The following is a 17,890-nucleotide window of genomic DNA, read 5'->3' on the forward strand; positions in this document are numbered from 1 at the left end:
TCTCATGACTGAAGTGACGATAATCTGCGCCCTAGTTCATGAATAATAAAAAAGAACAAATCATACTGGCAGCTCTGCAATTGATTTCCGAGAGAGGGTATAGCTCTACCTCGGTTCAGGACATAGCGACGTATTGCGGTATTTCGAAAGGTAGTTTTTATAAATACTTTAGCTCCAAAGAAGATCTTTTAATGGAAGTTTTTCGTTATAATCACCATCAAGTTGTTCTTCATTCTGAGAAAATCGAGCGGCGTGAAGACTTGTCCAAGAGGGAAAAATTAGTCAAGTTGATTGCGTTTGAAATGGAAGTGCTTTACAAAAATCGAGACTTATTCCTGCTCTTGCATAAAGTGGTGCCGTCTCACGAGAATCAGAAGTTTCAGCCCATCGTAAAAAAGACAAAAGCATCGATGATACGGATTCATAAAAAATGGCTCTTATATGTATATGGAAGTGAGGTTCAGACTGTCCTATGGGATGTCGTTCTTATGTGGCAGGGAGCCATCAAAGAGTTAATTATTCTATTAGGAGAGTCGATTCGTATACTTGATAAAGAAGAGGCTGCAGAAAAGCTAGTGGATCGATTAGACATGGCGGTACAACATATGAAAACAATGGAACCGATATTAACCTCAGATATGATGGAAAAACATGAGAAGCAAGAAGGGGAAGAGGGGAACGAGAAGGAAGATGAGTTACAGAATTGGTTCCTTCTCTTTAAAGAGGAAGTCCGACAGTTAGAGTTTCAAAATGAAACGGAGATAATGGAAGCTCTTCACCTGTTGAAACGGGAGATAACACGGGGAGACCCGCAAAAAATACTCATTAAATCTCTCATAAGGTTTATTAAAACGGAGACAAAACTAGTTCATAGTCTCTCATGGCTTGAAGATGTATTAGAAAAAAATGAGTATAACTATTAAAGAAGAAGGCGTATACGATGGCGAACACTCAAACTCAGGAACGAACTGAAATTAAAAAAGTCCCTCTCATGGCTGTTTTATTGGTGGGGGCTTTTGTAGCTATATTAAACCAAACACTGTTAGCTACCGCTCTTCCTCCTATCATGGAAGATTTGCAAATAACCGCCAACACAGCTCAGTGGTTGACAACTATTTTTATGCTGGTGAACGGGATCATGATCCCGATTACCGCCTTTTTAATAGAGACATTCACCACTAGAAAGCTGTTCTTGACAGCGATTGGTCTGTTTGCAACAGGTACGCTTATTTGTGCCGTAGCTCCAGGCTTTTCTATTTTAATGGTCGGGAGAATTGTTCAAGCGGCCGGTGCTGGTATTATGATGCCTCTTATGCAGACTATTGTCCTGTTTGTTTTTCCAAAAGAAAAGAGAGGACAGGCGATGGGATTTATGGGGCTTGTGATTTCATTTGCTCCCGCAATAGGTCCGACGTTATCCGGCTTTATGGTAGATCATTTTCATTGGAGAACGCTCTTTTATATTGTTTTCCCTATCTCAGTGATCGACATTATATTCGCCTATTTCGTATTGAAGAATGTGACAGAACAGCATTTTCCGAAGGTAGATGTTTTATCTATTATATTGTCCACTTTAGGATTCGGAGGAATATTGTATGCATTTAGTAGTGCGGGCAATTTAGGATGGGGCAGCCTTCCGGTAGTAATTACCATGACTATCGGATTAATAAGTCTCTTCTTTTTCTCTATCCGACAGCTGCGCTTGAAACAGCCAATATTAGAGTTGAGAGTGTTAAAAAACTGGCCTTTCACCTTATCAACGATTATTGGTATGCTCGTATTTATTACGATGATCGGTGGAGCAACGATTATGCCGATTTACATGCAAGATATGAGGAATTTCTCTGCACTGGAGTCTGGACTTGTCATGTTGCCGGGGGCGATCCTTATGGGGATTATGTCTCCAATAACCGGGAGAATTTTTGACGCGGTAGGAGCGAAATGGTTAGCACTCATTGGTCTTACTTTAGTGACTTTTTCTAACTTCATGTACACAGATTTAACATCGACGACATCTTTTGCTTATTTAACAACCATGTATCTCATTCGGATGGTTGGCACGGCTATGGTAATGATGCCAGTAACAACAGCGGGTTTAAACGCACTTCCCACTCGTTTGATTCCGCATGGTACCGCTGTGAACAATACATTAAGACAAGTCGCTGCTTCGATAGGAACCGCACTGCTCGTCACGATTATGACAACCAGCGCGTTAGGAACAGGGGTGGACGCCGAGGCGTTGATACACGGCGTGAATATGGCATTCTGGGCAGCTCTCATTTTTGGGTTCATCGCTTTGTTGTTATCATTCTTTATTAAGCACCCATCCTCTGAATAAAGATATAGTCATATTTCTTAGATTCGGCGCCAATCTTGTGGTCGATTAATGTTTACGAAACTCGGCTCGTCTTCTGGAAACGGGATGGTGTTTACACGTATAGAGTGTAGAAGGGGAAGCATACTCCTTTTGCCTTGGGCGAGACATTTCTCTGCCGCGGATAAAATTCGAGTGTGATACATGGCGTGAAGTGGCTGCCATGTATCGCCGGAAACAGGGAGGTGACAATCAAAGTCATTTCCCGTTTCTTGTAGCTGAGATACCATATATGGAATGAAATCCTCTGACACGAAGGGACTGTCAGAAGGGAGTAGAAACAGCCAATCGTACCGTTGTGAGAGAGAGCGCGCCACATGAGCAAACGCATATAACGGTCCTTCATGAAAACTGTCTTCCACGAGGAGGTCAGTTTCTTTTTGGTAAAACGACGAAGCGAGTTCTTTATTTGTAGATATGTATGTGTCGGAGATTCCGCCTTGCAACAAAGCATGGAGACTGTGCTTATAAAGCGGGAGACCTTGATACGTTTCAAAGATTTTCTGAGAGCCATAGCGGGATGATTTTCCGCCGGCTAATACTACCCCGGCCAAATTCATGAATATCCCTCCTTAGCGGGCAAACGTTCGTATAGATAATAACATAGCAAATGATAGGACGACCAAGATAATAACAAGTGTCCAAGCAAGTGTCATATTCCCCGCTTCCATTGCAGTAAAGATAGCAATAGGGGCCGTTTGTGTACGACCTGGAATGTTTCCGGCAAACATAAAAGTAGCCCCGAATTCACCAAGCGCTCGCGAAAAGCTAAGCACTAGTCCAGAAATAATAGACTTTAAGGATAAAGGGAGAGAGATAAAAAGAAACACTTCCCATTCTGAGGCGCCATCGACACGCGCTGCGTTTTCGATATCGCGGTCCACTGAATCAAGGCCGACTTTTACGGATTGGTACATAAAAGGAAAAGCAACAATGACGGCAGTAATCACGGCTGCTGTCCACGTAAACATCAGAGAAAGATCGAAGAGAGAATAGAGAAAATTTCCAACGACACCATAAGTCCCAAATATAGTAATTAATAGGAATCCAACAACCGTTGGCGGGAGAACCGTCGGTAATAAAAATATCGTTTCGATGATGAGTTTTCCTCTGAATGTGTAGCGGGACATACACCAACCTGCTGCTGTTCCTGCCACGAATACGATAAGCAAAGCAGCTACTGCTGTTTGTAGAGAGAGACGGATAGGTTCCCATAATGCTGAAAGCTCTATCATGGAAGGTCTCCTCCTGTTACTTTTTGAAAGCCGTGTTTTTCTATGGAGTGTTGAATTTCCTGGCTCTGTAAGAATTCATACAACAGCATCGCTTCCTTTTTTTCTTTTCCAAAATTCGTTACGCCGACTGGATATAAAATAGGGGTATGAAGATTTTCAGGAATCTCTGTTGTAATGTGAATGTCTGACGCGGAGACAGCATCTGTCTTATACACCATCCCGGCGTCCGCATCCCCGCTTTCTACATAGGTTAGCACTTGACGTACATTTTTTGCTTGAACTAACTTAGGATGGAGATCCTCCCATAATTGTAAAGCGGTTAAAGCTTCCTTTGCGTATTTACCAGCAGGGACACTTTCTGGAGTACCAATAGCAACCCGCTCAATAACAGAGGAAGTTAAATCTTTTGTATCTCGAATAGTTATTCCGTCTTTAGTTACCAATACAAGGCTGTTTCTTAATAAGATAGTAGAATGTTCCTTGTCCATTTTCTTCTCTCTTATTAATTCTACAAACGCGTCTTTAGAGGCAGATAAATAGACGTCAACAGGCGCTCCATACAGTATTTGTTGTTTCAAAGACCCGGATGAGCCAAAATTGAAAACGACATCAATGTCAGGGTATTTTTCTTCAAATTGTTCTTCTACATCAGCAAGCAACCCTTGAAGACTGCTTGCCGAGGAGACTAAAATGGTTGTTTGTTGATTCGTCCCTGAGAAAGAACATGCATGGAGAAAGAGAATCATTACCAACCAGGGAATGGTTAATATCATTTTCATGTTTCATGGCCTTTCTGTTACGAGTTTCACAGAGAGTTTCGTTAGACATCCTTGCATCAAGCAAGGGGAAACATACGGGAAATGAAAAAACCTCTCAGCTTATAGCAGAGAGGGAACACTCACATGGTGAGCGCGATTATTTTTTCATCACGTTCTTGTTTTTCTTTTATGTCTGCTAAATCATATTTTTTTAGAAGATGAAACAGTTCGTTGAGAGTTGTTTGATCTGGATTTTCACCTAAAATAGTCTGGCTGTGCTGATACACATCATCAGGCAGGTAGGATCGCTGGCTCTCTAACTTTTCGCGTACAGAGTCGAGGCTGTGGTCAATATTACATTTTCCCATGGAAACTCCTCCTTTGCTATTCTTTACAATTCGTTCCGGGTGGGAATACACATTAAAACTTTCGTTTCTCAAAAAACCTACGGCTGTAATGTTCAAATCTTGAGCAAGTCGAATAGTCAAGTCCGTAGGGGCAGATTTGGACAACACAATACCAACACCAATTTTAGCAGCTTTTGTGAGTATTTCTGATGACAATCGGCCGCTGAAAACCAGGACCTTATTACGGACATTTATCTTGTTCACCAGGCAGTACCCATATAACTTGTCGAGAGCATTGTGACGCCCGATATCTGAGCGGGTGAGCAGAATATCTTCGCTCGTGCAAAGAGCCGCATTATGAACGCCGCCCGTGCGGTCAAATAAAGCGCTCTGAGATTGCAATTTTTCCATTAATACCAAACACTGCTGCGGAGAGAGTGAGGAAGATGAAGTCGCCGTTTTTGCTGTTTTCAAATCATTATGAAAGTAAAATTGCCGGCTCTTTCCGCAACATGAACCAATCAATCGTTTCGTGTAATGAGATGGATCTGGCACTGGCTTGTTTAAATTCACGTAAACGAAGCCTCGCTCCTCGTCTATGTCTAAAGAATGTACATCTTCTAGAAGGAAAATAACTCCTTCAGAGACTAAGAAACCAATGACCAATTCTCTTAAATCAGTCGGGGAGCATACGATTGTTGCAAACTCTATCTCATTAATGATAATGGTCAGCGGCTTTTCAACAGCGATTTCATCTTCTATTCTGGTAAAGTGTCCATTCCTATATGTAATTACAGGTTCTATTTTGCTTTCCATCTCACTCACGGTTCCCCCCTTTTTTCAGTGACCCCACATAGAAAAAGTTACATAATTCAAATATAACCATAACTTTTGCTGTGTGACAACCCTTCTTGTTTAAACAACTTAGAATTGTCAAAATCATATTGCCAAAATGTTCAAAAAAAGGTATTATCTTACATAGGTTACAATGGAATGTCATTAAGGCTCAAGGCAGCGCTCCTGTTGTTGGGTTTTAATGAGGACATTGATGTAAGCGATTTCTATAGTTTGAAAGCAGCGTACCTGCTTTATACTAAGCGTCGTGTTTATTTAGGATCATACACTCCTGAGTAAACTCGACGCTTTTTTTAAGGCCGCACTAGTGTTTGGTTTTTGTTTGAGAAAACAAGATGAAAAAATCATGCAGTGAGGTGAGAGTGGTGAAAAGGACGAAGAACCGTTGGCTTATTGCATTGTCCGCAGTAGGGATTCACTTATCGATTGGATCTGTGTATGCTTGGAGTGTTTTCACAAACCCATTGATGGAGGAGTATGGATGGGATTTAAGCGCAGTCTCGTTCACTTTCAGTTTAGCGATTCTATTTTTAGGGTTGTCCGCTGCATTTTTAGGACATTTTGTAGAGAAATATGGACCTCGAGTATCGGGTCTGGTATCGGCTTCTTTTTTCAGTTTAGGTATTTTAGGTTCTGGATTGGCAGTCTCTATCGAGTCATTGGGCCTTCTTTATGTAACATATGGTGTGTTAGGAGGAATTGGACTAGGTGTTGGTTATATTACTCCCGTATCTACTCTCGTAAAATGGTTTCCTGACCGAAGAGGGCTGGCCACTGGATTGGCTATCATGGGCTTCGGTTTTTCGGCTGTCATTTACAGCCTTGTAAAAGGAGCTCTCATTCAATCTGTCGGTATTGCAAATACTTTTTATATACTCGGTGCCATTTTCTTGATCGTCATGATTGCCTCCGCGCTGTATTTGGAAAAGCCTCCTCACGGTTACATGGAAGGAGCAGGCCAAGGGGAAGGGAGCAAAAGAAACATGGATCTCTCCCAACTCACTGCCAATGAAGCAATTAAGACACGCCGTTTTTGGTTTTTATGGTTGATGTTATTTATTAACGTGACATGCGGTATAGCTATTTTAGCAGTAGCCTCTCCCATGGGACAGGAAATCGCAGGTTTATCGGCGGCAGCGGCAGCTACAATGGTAGGGATTATGGGCTTTTTCAATGGTGCAGGCCGTCTAGGATGGGCTACCATTTCAGACTATATAGGGCGTCCTAATGTATATACTACTTTTTTCATTATCCAGGTGGTAACTTATTTTGTTCTCCCGAGTGTTACTTCAGCTATCTTGTTCCAGATTTTACTGTTCCTGATTATTAGCTGCTACGGAGGTGGTTTTGCTTCCATACCTGCTTATATTGGTGACTTATTCGGCACGAAACAATTAGGAGCGATTCACGGCTATATTTTAACGGCATGGGCTGCAGCTGGATTAGCCGGGCCAAACATTGCCGCTTGGGTACGTGAAGCCACAGAGAGTTATACCGCTACACTGTATATATTTGGAGTATTAATTTTCATCGCACTTGTTATATCATTGTTAGTTCGTTTGGACATCAAACAACTAAAAGAAAGCAAGGACACGCTCGCAAGTTGACCTCCTAAGAAGTTCTCTTTATACTGAAATTAAGGAAAAAGAAAGAGTATTCAAAACAGTACGCGGTGAAAGGACAGACGGCAGACATCATGGGAAAATACGAAGCAGAATTTAGCAATCTAGTTCGAGCTTTCCGAAAACGTCATATGGGGAAAGGGCCTAGTAAAATAAGCACTACGTTTTGTAAATGCTGGGCGATATGTGAAATGGAAGGGAATCTTTCACCAGTAGAGAAATTTATTGCTAACGCCGAAGAAGGCAAACAGTTTCTGCGCGAGGCCAGAACAGAAATGGTAAAAGAAATGTACAGAAAAAACCACCCGGTGGAAATGGAAGAGCTTCTTCAATGTCATTTTATTGATTTGTTCGTAGACATTGATATTGAAAGGGATTTTGGGATGTCTATCTTCGTATTCGACGAAGATATCGAAAAAAAATTTAAACATCAACATGGTTAAGTACTTAGCAGCGTTCCTGTGAAAGGCTCAGCCACCGCTTTTTGCTTCGCCTTTTTATAGCAGAGTGCGGTGGCTTTTGTTTTTCAATGACCGTTGCCCGGAATAAAAGCAGAAAGGGTGATTGTTATGAGCGACCAGTTATCAGCTATCGTAAATGGAGAGAAAGTTACAGCGAAAAGTAATCAAAAGATCCTGGAATTACTAGATGATCATGGAAATGAAGTTCCTAACGTTTGTTATCATCCTAGCCTTGGGCCTATTGAGACTTGTGATACGTGTATCGTGGAAGTGAATGGAGAAATGGTCAGGGCCTGTTCCACTGAAATGAAAGATGGGGATCGTATTAATACATTGTCTCCTCACGTGAAAGAAGCACAAGTCATTGCGATGGATCGCATTTTATATAACCACGAGTTATATTGCACGGTTTGCGATTACAATAATGGCGCATGTGAAGTACACAATACAGTGAGAGATATGAAAATCAACCATCAAAGCATTCCGTTTGAAACAAAACCTTATGAGAAAGATATGTCTCACCCCTTCTATCGGTACGATCCCGACCAGTGCATACTTTGTGGGCGCTGTGTCGAAGCGTGCCAGGATGTACAAGTGACAGAAACATTAACCATTGATTGGGAACGGGAACGCCCGCGAGTTATATGGGATGATGATGTTCCTATTAATGAATCGTCTTGTGTTTCTTGCGGCCATTGTTCCACGGTTTGTCCCTGCAACGCTATGATGGAGAAATCGATGCTCGGTGAAGCAGGTTACATGACTGGTCTCTCTGAAGAAACATTGCGCCCTATGATAGAAGTAACCAAAGATGTGGAGACAGGATACGGTTCTATTTTGACCGTCTCTGAAATGGAAGCGGCGATGCGTGATAATCGTATCAACAAAACGAAAACAGTATGCACGTATTGCGGAGTCGGATGCAGTTTTGACGTATGGACGAAGGGGAGAGATATATTAAAAGTTGAACCCCAAGTGGAAGCGCCTGCTAATGGAATCTCAACTTGTGTGAAAGGGAAATTCGGCTGGGATTATGTAAACAGTGAGGAACGGTTAACGAAACCGTTGATCCGTAAAGGCGAAGAGTTTCACGAAGCCAGCTGGGAAGAAGCGCTTCAATTAATAAAAGAGAAGTTCATGGAGATAAAAGAAAGAGACGGAGCCAATGCATTAAGTTTTATTAGTTCTTCGAAGTGTACCAATGAAGAATCCTACTTAATGCAGAAATTAGCTCGGGCTGTAGTAGGCACGAACAATGTTGATAATTGCTCGCGTTATTGTCAAACTCCTGCAACGATGGGACTTTTCCGCACTGTAGGACATGGAGGAGACGCTGGTTCTATTAAGGATATTGAAATGTCCGAATTAGTGATCGTTATCGGATCCAACACCGCTGAATCACACCCAGTTCTCGCGACGAGAGTAAAAAGCTCTCATAAACTACGCGGTCAAAAGCTGATAGTATCAGACTTACGCAAACATGAGATGGCTGAGCGTTCCGATTTATTTATTCGTCCGAAACCAGGGACTGACCTCGTATGGTTGTCTGCAGTGACAAAATACTTAGCTGACAATGGTTGGATAGATGAGGAGTTTTTGAGAAATCGTGTCAACGGTCTTGAAGAATATAGAGAATCTCTCGAAAAATATACATTGGAAGAAGCAGAGCGAATTACCGGTGTATCCAAAGCAGAATTAATTAAGACGGCAGAAATGATACGGGATGCTAAGACCACTTGTGTATTATGGGCGATGGGTGTAACACAGCACTCAGGAGGAAGCGACACAAGTACGGCTATTTCAAATTTACTATTAATGACTGGGAATTATGGAAAGCCGGGAGCAGGAGCATACCCGTTGAGAGGGCATAATAATGTACAAGGAGCCAGTGATTTTGGCAGCATGCCAGATCGTATGCCAGGCTATGAATTAGTCGCTGACGAGGAGGTGCGTGAAAAATATAAAAATGGCTGGGGAGTTGACTTACCAAGCGAAAAAGGATGGAACAACCATGAGATGGTGGATGCGGTCCACGAAGGTAAGCTAAAAGCCATGTATTTAAAAGGTGAAGATATGGGGATCGTAGACTCTAATATAAACTACGTTCGCGCAGCATTTGAAAAATTAGAGTTTTTCGTAGTCCAAGATCTATTTTTAACAGAAACCGCAAAATTCGCAGATGTAGTTCTTCCAGCCAGCCCTAGTTTAGAAAAAGAAGGAACATTTACTAATACAGAACGTAGAATTCAACGTCTTTACCAAGTACTAGAGCCGTTGGGTGGTTCAAAGCCGGATTGGCGAATCATCCAGGAGGTGGCTAATACATTAGGGGCAAATTGGAATTACGAACATCCGAGTGACATTATGGCAGAAGCTGCCGGTTTAGCTGACCTATTTGCCGGGGTATCGTACGAGCGTTTAGAAGGATATGACAGCTTGCAATGGCCGGTTGAACCTGATGGCACAGATACCCCATTACTGTTCACAGAAGAGTTTCCATTTGACGATGGGAAAGCAAAATTGTTCCCTGTTGATTGGACAAAGCCTCTTGAGTATGAAAAAGAATATGATATTCACGTAAATAATGGTCGCCTGCTTGAGCATTTCCATGAAGGTAATATGACGTATAAATCAAAAGGGATCACAAGCAAAACACCTAGAGTATTTGTGGAAGTATCACCAGAACTAGCGAAGGAAAGAGGGGTAACGGACGGTACACTTGTGCGCCTTGAGTCCCCTTATGGTGCTGTAAGAATGAAGTGCTTAGTCACCGATCGCGTGCGCGGAAAAGAAGTCTATATCCCTATGAATGATAATAATGCGGGAGCGGTTAATTTGTTAACGAGCAGCTATGCCGACAAGGATACAGATACACCTGCTTACAAAGAAGTGTCGGTACGAATGGAAGTGTTAGAAAAAACTGGGGAGTCTCCATTGCCTCGAATCAATCATCGTTACGGAAATCCACAACCGCAAATTGGTGTTCAAGTGAAGAGGAAGTGGAAGCGGGAGGATTATGATTTCCCTGGAAACCTTGTGAAAAAAGGAGCGGCAGCCCATGGCCAGAAAAATTGAATCGATTAAAAAATGGGAACTAACAGAGGAAGAAAAACGTCAGAAGGATTTACGAGAAATTGAAGATGCACTGATCGACAACAAAGAAGCCATCTTACAGACAGTAGATATCCTTAATCATGCGAACAATAACGGACTGTTATCATTAGTTAATGGATTATTAAGTGAAGGGGAACAAGTGCTTAAAGTTCTGATGGATGCGATTAACAAGCCAGAATCAACGAATGCTATTCGTAATTTACTGTTGATCCTGGGAGTGGCAGGGAAATTAAATATCAAGGAATTAGAGCCAATACTGCTTAAAGTAAATAACGGAATTGAACATGTATCTGAAAACAGTGGCTCTGGGCAGAAAACAGGATACCTTGACCTCGTTCGGGCTCTGAAAGATCCTGAAATCAATCGGGCCTTGACATTAATGATGACATTTCTGAAAGGGATGGGACAAGATACTGACGATGAAATGAAAAGCAAAGAAAGAATGCCTGATCAAAAAGTATAATGAACCAATGAAAACGCCGGAGCGATGAACGCCCGGCGTTTCTCAGTTTCTATTCTTTTTATTCTTCCTCTGCCCACATTTTAATTAAAGGTCCATTCTCCCCGTACACAGGATCTTTCTCAGGTAAAGGTACTTGTTTCATTTCTTCTATGGAAGAGTCTCGCTCTTCTGGCTTTCCGGTTTTTTCATTATAGCTCTTTCCTTCTGGATAAGCACCTACCACTCTAAAATCAAAACTAGCACTCATCAGTCTATGGCCTGTTCCTGCGGGGAGAACAATTACATCCCCTTCTCGCATGTCGAAATTGGTTCCTTTCTTTCCGCCTATACGAATTTGAGCAGAACCATTAACAATCCCTAACACTTCATGCGTATTACTATGGTAGTGATCATACTCGTGGATGCTTCCTAACCAGCTGTTTGTCCAATTATTCTCTGTAAATACGTCCCGGCAAACTTCAGGGTTGTCTTTGAATACCCCGGAATAAAGTAACACGGGGAGTTCTTCGTTATTTGGTATCGCACCGTTATTGCGAAACGTCATAGCAGTTACATCTTCATTTTTCACTTGTACCCCTCCGATTCTTCGTGAAAATCTCTTATTAGGCACTATATCCATATTAAGTGTGGATCAAACAACTGACTTTTTCTTGAAATGTGTTTGACTTTTCCATTAGTGTTGGTTAAAATACAATTTAACAAATTAATTATATAATGTATATAAAAATACTTGGTTTTGAAAAGAGGGAGAAATATGAAGCATTCAGAAGAACTAGATGATGTCTTCGCTAAGTTAAAACATCTCCTTAAAGATTTGAAATTTGGATCTGTCATTTTGGTTGTGCAAGATGGGAAAGTCGTTCAATTAGAGAAGAAAGAAAAGATGAGATTATAATCAGGGTTGCTGACCAGACACACTGGAGGCGGCGTATCTTCTTTACCTAACGAGAGGTGAGGAAGAGCGTCGCTTTTTTATTTTTTAGGAAATTATAATAGCTATTTACTGGTGGTTGCGCAGGATGCGTTAACTTTTGTGAAAGGGTTAGCTGCGTCTAGCTTCAGGCGCCATCGGCTCGAGGTCGCTTCAACCCGCCCTGCGGCGCTTGTCGCCGATAGGCGGGCGCCTGGCGCTATTGTTGTTAAAAAGAAGAGGGGGCGTAAGATGAGTATTGTTTATAGTGATTCGGTATACAAAGAGTGTGACCAAATAAACGAGACGGAATTACAAGAAAAAACAGCCATAGATATACTGCGTTGGGCTTATGGCATGTATGACGATAATATTGTCTATGCTTGCAGTCTCGGAGCAGAAGGGATGGTGCTTCTTGATTTAATCAGTAAAGTACAACCTGGAGCAAATGTGATATTTTTAGACACCGAATTTCATTTTCAGGAAACCTATCAGCTGCTTGAAAAAGTACAGAAACGCTTTTCACAGCTTTCTATTCATGTTGTAAAGCCTCGCATCAGCCAAGATGAACAGAGTAAACAATACGGGGATGAATTATGGAAAAAGGACCCTGATACGTGCTGTTCTCTTCGTAAAATGATGCCATTAGAAAAAGAGCTTGCCCATTACGATGCATGGATTTCAGGTTTGCGACGGGAGCAATCACCGTCCCGAAAGAACACACAGTTCATTAACCCAGACGCTAGATTTAAATCCATAAAAGTCTGTCCACTCATTCACTGGACGTGGGACGATGTTTGGGCCTATATCACCACACATGACCTGCCGTATAACACGCTTCATGATCAAAACTATCCGAGCATTGGCTGTTTTCATTGTACGACAGCAGTAACGGATGGAGAAGACGGAAGAAATGGACGGTGGAAAGGCATGGGGAAAACAGAGTGCGGACTTCACCGATAAACGATGTAAGGAGTGATTTAATTGACAACAAGTATACCACACGGAGGAACACTGATTAACCGAAAGAATACACAAGAACAATTAACAGACATTCAGACCCGTATCGAAGTAGATGAGATTGCAATTTCAGATATAGAACTTATTGCCAATGGGGCTTTCAGTCCGTTAACTGGCTTCTTAAATGAATCAGACTATGATTCTGTGACGAAACATATGCGTCTTGCGAACGGTCTCGTTTGGTCCATTCCCATTACTCTTCCTGTCCATGATGAGGAAGCTGCCGAGCTCCAAATTGGGGACAAAGCTATTCTTCATTATAAAGGGGAAGATGTAGGATACATTGTTGTAGAATCTATCTACATTCCTGATAAAGAAAAAGAAGCTGAATGTGTGTATCAAACAACGGATAACAATCATCCGGGGGTAGAAAAAGTGTACAGTCGACCTGATACGTATGTAGGGGGGCCGGTAACGGTAACAAAAACGATAGAACACGATCAATTCAGCAAATATTATCTAGACCCTGAAGAAACGAGAGCTGAATTTAAGAAGAGAGAATGGGAAAAAGTCGTAGGTTTTCAAACTCGGAATCCGGTACATCGCGCGCATGAATATATTCAAAAATCGGCGTTAGAAACAGTGGATGGTCTCTTCTTAAACCCGCTCGTTGGGGCTACAAAAGCCGACGACATTCCTGCAGACGTTCGACTCAACAGTTATGAAACAATTTTAAAACATTATTATCCTCAGGACCGGACTTTCTTGGCTGTTTTTCCAGCTGCAATGCGATATGCAGGACCGCGAGAAGCTGTTTTTCATGCTATTGTTAGAAAAAACTATGGTTGCACGCATTTTATTGTCGGCCGGGATCATGCCGGCGTTGGTGATTATTATGGAACGTATGATGCTCAAAAAATATTCCGCGAGTTTGAGGCCGATGAGCTTGGTATCACACCTCTTTTCTTTGAACACAGTTTTTATTGCAAAAAGTGCAAAAATATGGCATCAGCGAAAACTTGTCCTCACGACAAAGAAGACCATGTGATTCTCTCTGGTACGAAAGTCAGAGAAATGTTAAAAAACGGAGAAATGCCGCCTGAAGAATTCAGTCGTCCAGAAGTGGTCAAAGTGTTGATCTCAGGAATGAAAGAAACAGTATAGGTAGGCGAGTGTATGGACTGGATCATTGCAGCATATATAATAGCTTTCTTCTTTGCAATGAACATAGGAGCTAGTGGTACTGCGGCTTCCATGGGTCCTGCTTATGGAAGTGGCGCCATTAAAAAACGTTCGCTTGCAGTGTTTCTTGCTGGTATAAGTGCATTTGCAGGAGCACTGGCAGGCGGTGAAGTTGTAAAAACGATTGGAGAAGGGATTATTCCTCATTCGGTAATCGAACCTGGCACAGTGGTAATTATTTTATGTGGCGCCTGCTTTACTTTATTTATCGCCAACATACTGGGAATTCCTCTTTCAACAAGTGAAGTTGTCATCGGTTCACTGGTTGGTGTAGGTCTCGCCTATAAAGATATATATATCTATAATCTTGTGATCATTTTAATCTTTTGGTTCATTATTCCTTGTGTCTCCTTTTTAATATCTTTCTTTTTTGGGAAAGTGATCCAAATAACGAAGCAAAGATATCCTCTATTATTAAAAAAGAAAAAATGGAAGTCATTGTTGCCATATCTGTTAATCGCAGCCGGACTGACAGAAGCGTTTGCGGCCGGAATGAATAATGTAGGGAATGCGGTAGGGCCTTTGGTTGGAGCGGGAGTGATATCGGTTCCTTCCGCACTGTTTTATGGAGGGATTTTTCTTGGTTTAGGATGCATGTTATTAGGAGGAAAGGTGCTTGAAACAAATGGGAAAAGGATTATCCCGCTATCTGTCTCACAAGGAATCGCTGTTTCAACGACCGGTGGTTCACTTGTTATTGCAGCTTCACTCGCGGGGATTCCTGTCCCGCTCACTCAAGTCACAACTACCGCTATTGCAGGGATAGGAGCTTCCCAATACGGGATGAGACTCTGGCAGAAATCGATATTAAGACAAATTGTGAATGTATGGCTCTTATCTCCTGTTGTGTCACTCGTCGTCTCATATGCTTTAATGATGATTTTTATTCATGAAGACCTATACACATGCATCGTTTTGATGAGCGTTTTTATTGCTACGTTAGGATCTATTCATTTGTCTCGATTAATTAAAAAAGAGAAAAGCCAATTCCATGATGAAGGAAGTGGCATATAAATAAAACCAACTAAATTTATAGGAGAGATTAACAATGAGTTCTAATATTGTTTGGCATGGTTCATCGGTTAGCAAAAAGGAGCGGCAAAATAAAAACGGCCATAAAAGTTTTGTTTTATGGTTTACAGGGTTGTCCGGGTCAGGAAAATCAACGCTGGCTAACGCCTTAACAAGAGAGTTGTTTGAAGACGGAAAAGCGGTATATGTACTCGATGGAGATAACATTCGGCATGGTCTAAATAAAGACCTGGGATTTGGAGCTGCAGACCGGAAAGAAAATATCCGCAGGATTGGAGAAACTGCAAAATTATTTGTGGATGCGGGGGTAATCACAGCGGCAGCTTTTATTTCTCCTTATCAGGAAGATCGGGAGAATGTACGTAATCTGTTAGAAGAAGATGAATTTATTGAAGTTTATGTGAAATGTCGCTTAGAAACGTGTGAAAAGAGGGATCCGAAAGGACTGTATAAAAAAGCACGTGACGGTCACATAACGAATTTTACGGGGGTCGACTCGCCATATGAAGAGCCGAGTGATCCCGAAATAACCATTGAAACGGATAACCATTCTATCGAGCAATCCATCACATTGATAAAAACACATTTGAAAGAGAAAGGATTGCTTTAATTACAAGTCTGAAATAGTAATGATTCTATCTAAGAGAGGGATGACCATGGGGAAAGTCTATTTAGTCGGTGCAGGCCCGGGAGCAGCTGATCTGATCACCGTAAAAGGATTAAAGTGTATTCAAAAAGCAGAGGTTATTCTTTATGATCGACTGGTGAATCCGGAGCTATTGGAATACGCCAACGAACGGGCAGACTTAATATTTTGCGGCAAGCTCCCGAAATATCATGCAATGAAGCAAGAAACAATCAATCATTTTTTAATCAAACATGCGCTGCAAGGAAAAACGGTTGTTCGATTAAAAGGCGGGGATCCTTTTGTTTTCGGAAGGGGAGCAGAGGAAGCGGAGGCACTCGTTGAGAATGGAATTTCATTTGAAGTTGTACCGGGAATCACATCTGGCATAGCGGCCCCTCTCTACGCTGGTATTCCAGTTACACATCGAAAACTGAGTTCGTCGTTTGCGCTCGTTACCGGACATCAACAAAAAGGTTCAGATAAAGATATCCAATGGGAACATCTTGCGAAAGGTGTGGACACCATTGCCATATATATGGGGGTCAGTCATTTGCCTCTCATTTCGGAAAAATTAATGGATCACGGGAGACCAGGCACGACACCTGCTGCTGTTATTTATATGGGAACGACTGGTAATCAGCAAACAGTAACAGCAACGTTGGAGACATTAGCAGACAAAGCAACAGCCGCAAATGTTAAAAATCCCAGTGTGATCATCATTGGGGAAGTCGTTACTCTCCGTGAAAAAATAAAATGGTTTGAACAACTCTCAGCTGCCGATTCAGTTGGACGTGGTTACCAAAAAGCTCAAGTTTAAGATTTTTGTGGCTTTGTAATTATGACGAAAAAGATTGAGTTCCGAGACTTTACTGTTTCACCAACGCTTAGAGTGTATTGGAATGAATTTATATGGAAGAGAAAAGGAGTTAGTCATGTCTACGGCTATTCTATATGTTGGACACGGAAGTCGCGTAAAAGCTGGGGTGGAAGAGGCTGCACTGTTTATAGACCATGTGAAACGCAGAATTAACAAACCCATTCAAGAAACTTGTTTTTTAGAATTCGCCTCTCCTTCGATAGAAGAGGGAATTGAGAAGTGTGCTGTGCAAGGCGCAACTAGAATTGTGATCATGCCTGTGCTTCTATTGACAGCAGGCCATGCACTCTACGATATTCCATCAAAAATAGAAAAAGCTAAGGAGCGTTATCCTGCAATTGAATTTTCCTACGGTAATACACTCGGAGTGCATGACAAAATGGCGGAGAGCGTTCATGACCGCATTCAGGAAAAAAACACAGACAGTTTAGGAAATGATATGGTGCTCCTTATCGGAAGAGGAAGTAAAAACCCTTCGGTAAAGCACGATATGGAAGAAATAAAAAGACGCCTTCTTGACATCTACCAATATCAACATGTGGAACTGGCATTTATGTACGGTGTTCAGCCAGATATATGGCAAGGCTTCCTTAAAGCAAAACAATCGGAATATGACCGGGTATTGGTCCTTCCGTATCTTCTGTTTTCAGGAGTACTTCTCGATACGTTAAAAAAGAAGGTTGAGGAATTCACAAGCCCTGCACAAGCATTTGTTTTGTGTGAGACTTTAGGGTATCACCCTTTCATACGTGATGTGTTAGTGGAGAGAGTCGATGAAGCAGCAAACAAAATGAGTGTTCAAGGCACATGTCCCTCCTTTTGACTAAGGCAGGTTAGTATCGGAGTGAGTTCATTGCTTGTAAAAAGAATATACGATGAATTAGTAAAATTGTATGAAGACGGATACCAAGAACATTTAAATACTCTTGATCATAGTAGAAGAGATTGGAAACAGATGATCTTGAAGGAAGAAAAGAAAAAGAAGAAAAACAAATAAAAACGGAGGTGTGCA

18 protein-coding genes and 1 pseudogene are annotated in these 17,890 nt (G+C 41.7%); 14 read left to right on the forward strand and 5 right to left on the reverse strand.

What is annotated here, in order from left to right:
- The first annotated feature begins 38 nt into the window (after positions 1-38).
- Positions 39-923 (forward strand): TetR/AcrR family transcriptional regulator, encoded by an 885-nt coding sequence (locus BM095_RS02370; protein WP_091656876.1) that lies wholly within the window; start codon positions 39-41, stop codon positions 921-923.
- A 17-nt stretch (positions 924-940) separates the two neighbouring features.
- On the forward strand, positions 941-2,338 hold the full coding sequence (locus tag BM095_RS02375; protein WP_091656879.1) for an MDR family MFS transporter: 1,398 nt from the start codon (positions 941-943) through the stop codon (positions 2,336-2,338).
- Positions 2,339-2,355: 17 nt separating this feature from the next.
- Here the strand turns inward: BM095_RS02375 and mobA are convergent, their stop codons facing one another.
- The 4 genes and pseudogenes from mobA to fdhD all read right to left on the reverse strand — a co-directional run.
- On the reverse strand, positions 2,356-2,934 hold the full coding sequence (mobA, locus tag BM095_RS02380; protein WP_091656882.1) for a molybdenum cofactor guanylyltransferase: 579 nt from the start codon (positions 2,932-2,934) through the stop codon (positions 2,356-2,358).
- Positions 2,935-2,946: 12 nt separating this feature from the next.
- The gene (gene modB, locus BM095_RS02385; protein WP_091656884.1) at positions 2,947-3,609 is read right to left on the reverse strand and encodes a molybdate ABC transporter permease subunit; all 663 of its coding nucleotides are present in this window, start codon (positions 3,607-3,609) and stop codon (positions 2,947-2,949) included.
- Positions 3,606-4,388 (reverse strand): molybdate ABC transporter substrate-binding protein, encoded by a 783-nt coding sequence (modA, locus tag BM095_RS02390; protein ID WP_091656887.1) that lies wholly within the window; start codon positions 4,386-4,388, stop codon positions 3,606-3,608. The genes modB and modA overlap by 4 nt, the downstream gene beginning before the upstream one ends.
- 374 nt (positions 4,389-4,762) lie before the next feature.
- A pseudogene (fdhD, locus tag BM095_RS02395) lies at positions 4,763-5,539 on the reverse strand (formate dehydrogenase accessory sulfurtransferase FdhD); the annotation flags it as partial.
- 392 nt (positions 5,540-5,931) lie between these two features.
- On the opposite strand from fdhD, the gene BM095_RS02400 reads away from it, so the two are divergent.
- From BM095_RS02400 to BM095_RS02415, 4 genes are all read left to right on the forward strand, one after another.
- Entirely contained in the window at positions 5,932-7,176 is a 1,245-nt protein-coding gene (locus tag BM095_RS02400; RefSeq protein WP_091656890.1) for an L-lactate MFS transporter, read from the forward strand.
- 89 nt (positions 7,177-7,265) lie between these two features.
- Positions 7,266-7,634 (forward strand): DUF2294 domain-containing protein, encoded by a 369-nt coding sequence (locus BM095_RS02405; protein WP_091657846.1) that lies wholly within the window; start codon positions 7,266-7,268, stop codon positions 7,632-7,634.
- Positions 7,635-7,760: 126 nt separating this feature from the next.
- Positions 7,761-10,727 (forward strand): formate dehydrogenase subunit alpha, encoded by a 2,967-nt coding sequence (fdhF, locus tag BM095_RS02410; RefSeq protein ID WP_091656892.1) that lies wholly within the window; start codon positions 7,761-7,763, stop codon positions 10,725-10,727.
- On the forward strand, positions 10,711-11,229 hold the full coding sequence (locus BM095_RS02415; RefSeq protein ID WP_091656895.1) for a DUF1641 domain-containing protein: 519 nt from the start codon (positions 10,711-10,713) through the stop codon (positions 11,227-11,229). Before fdhF ends, BM095_RS02415 begins: the two co-directional genes overlap by 17 nt.
- A gap of 58 nt (positions 11,230-11,287) precedes the next feature.
- Here the strand turns inward: BM095_RS02415 and BM095_RS02420 are convergent, their stop codons facing one another.
- Positions 11,288-11,797: a cupin domain-containing protein gene (locus BM095_RS02420; protein ID WP_245757778.1), complete on the reverse strand. Its 510-nt coding sequence runs from the start codon at positions 11,795-11,797 to the stop codon at positions 11,288-11,290.
- 186 nt (positions 11,798-11,983) lie between these two features.
- On the opposite strand from BM095_RS02420, the gene BM095_RS02425 reads away from it, so the two are divergent.
- The 8 genes from BM095_RS02425 (at position 11,984) to BM095_RS16470 (ending at position 17,875) form a co-directional block, all read left to right on the forward strand.
- Positions 11,984-12,124 carry a YezD family protein gene (locus BM095_RS02425; RefSeq protein WP_091656898.1) on the forward strand — a complete coding sequence of 47 codons (141 nt, stop codon included), beginning with the start codon at positions 11,984-11,986 and terminating at the stop codon, positions 12,122-12,124.
- Between the two features lie 267 nt (positions 12,125-12,391).
- Positions 12,392-13,102 (forward strand): phosphoadenylyl-sulfate reductase, encoded by a 711-nt coding sequence (locus BM095_RS02430; RefSeq protein WP_091656901.1) that lies wholly within the window; start codon positions 12,392-12,394, stop codon positions 13,100-13,102.
- 21 nt (positions 13,103-13,123) lie between these two features.
- Entirely contained in the window at positions 13,124-14,263 is a 1,140-nt protein-coding gene (gene sat / locus BM095_RS02435; RefSeq protein WP_091656904.1) for a sulfate adenylyltransferase, read from the forward strand.
- A 12-nt stretch (positions 14,264-14,275) separates the two neighbouring features.
- Complete coding sequence (locus BM095_RS02440; protein WP_091656906.1) at positions 14,276-15,355, forward strand: inorganic phosphate transporter; 1,080 nt, start codon at positions 14,276-14,278, stop codon at positions 15,353-15,355.
- A 34-nt stretch (positions 15,356-15,389) separates the two neighbouring features.
- Positions 15,390-15,983, forward strand: coding sequence for an adenylyl-sulfate kinase (gene cysC, locus BM095_RS02445; RefSeq protein ID WP_091656909.1), 594 nt, complete (start codon positions 15,390-15,392; stop codon positions 15,981-15,983).
- Between the two features lie 46 nt (positions 15,984-16,029).
- The gene (gene cobA, locus BM095_RS02450; RefSeq protein WP_091656911.1) at positions 16,030-16,818 is read left to right on the forward strand and encodes a uroporphyrinogen-III C-methyltransferase; all 789 of its coding nucleotides are present in this window, start codon (positions 16,030-16,032) and stop codon (positions 16,816-16,818) included.
- 115 nt (positions 16,819-16,933) lie between these two features.
- Complete coding sequence (locus BM095_RS02455; protein ID WP_177194659.1) at positions 16,934-17,701, forward strand: sirohydrochlorin chelatase; 768 nt, start codon at positions 16,934-16,936, stop codon at positions 17,699-17,701.
- 30 nt (positions 17,702-17,731) lie between these two features.
- On the forward strand, positions 17,732-17,875 hold the full coding sequence (locus BM095_RS16470; protein ID WP_177194660.1) for a hypothetical protein: 144 nt from the start codon (positions 17,732-17,734) through the stop codon (positions 17,873-17,875).
- Positions 17,876-17,890 lie beyond the last annotated feature (15 nt).

It is taken from the genome of Alteribacillus iranensis (assembly GCF_900113025.1).
GTDB classification, from domain to species: Bacteria; Bacillota; Bacilli; order Bacillales; family Marinococcaceae; genus Alteribacillus_A; species Alteribacillus_A iranensis.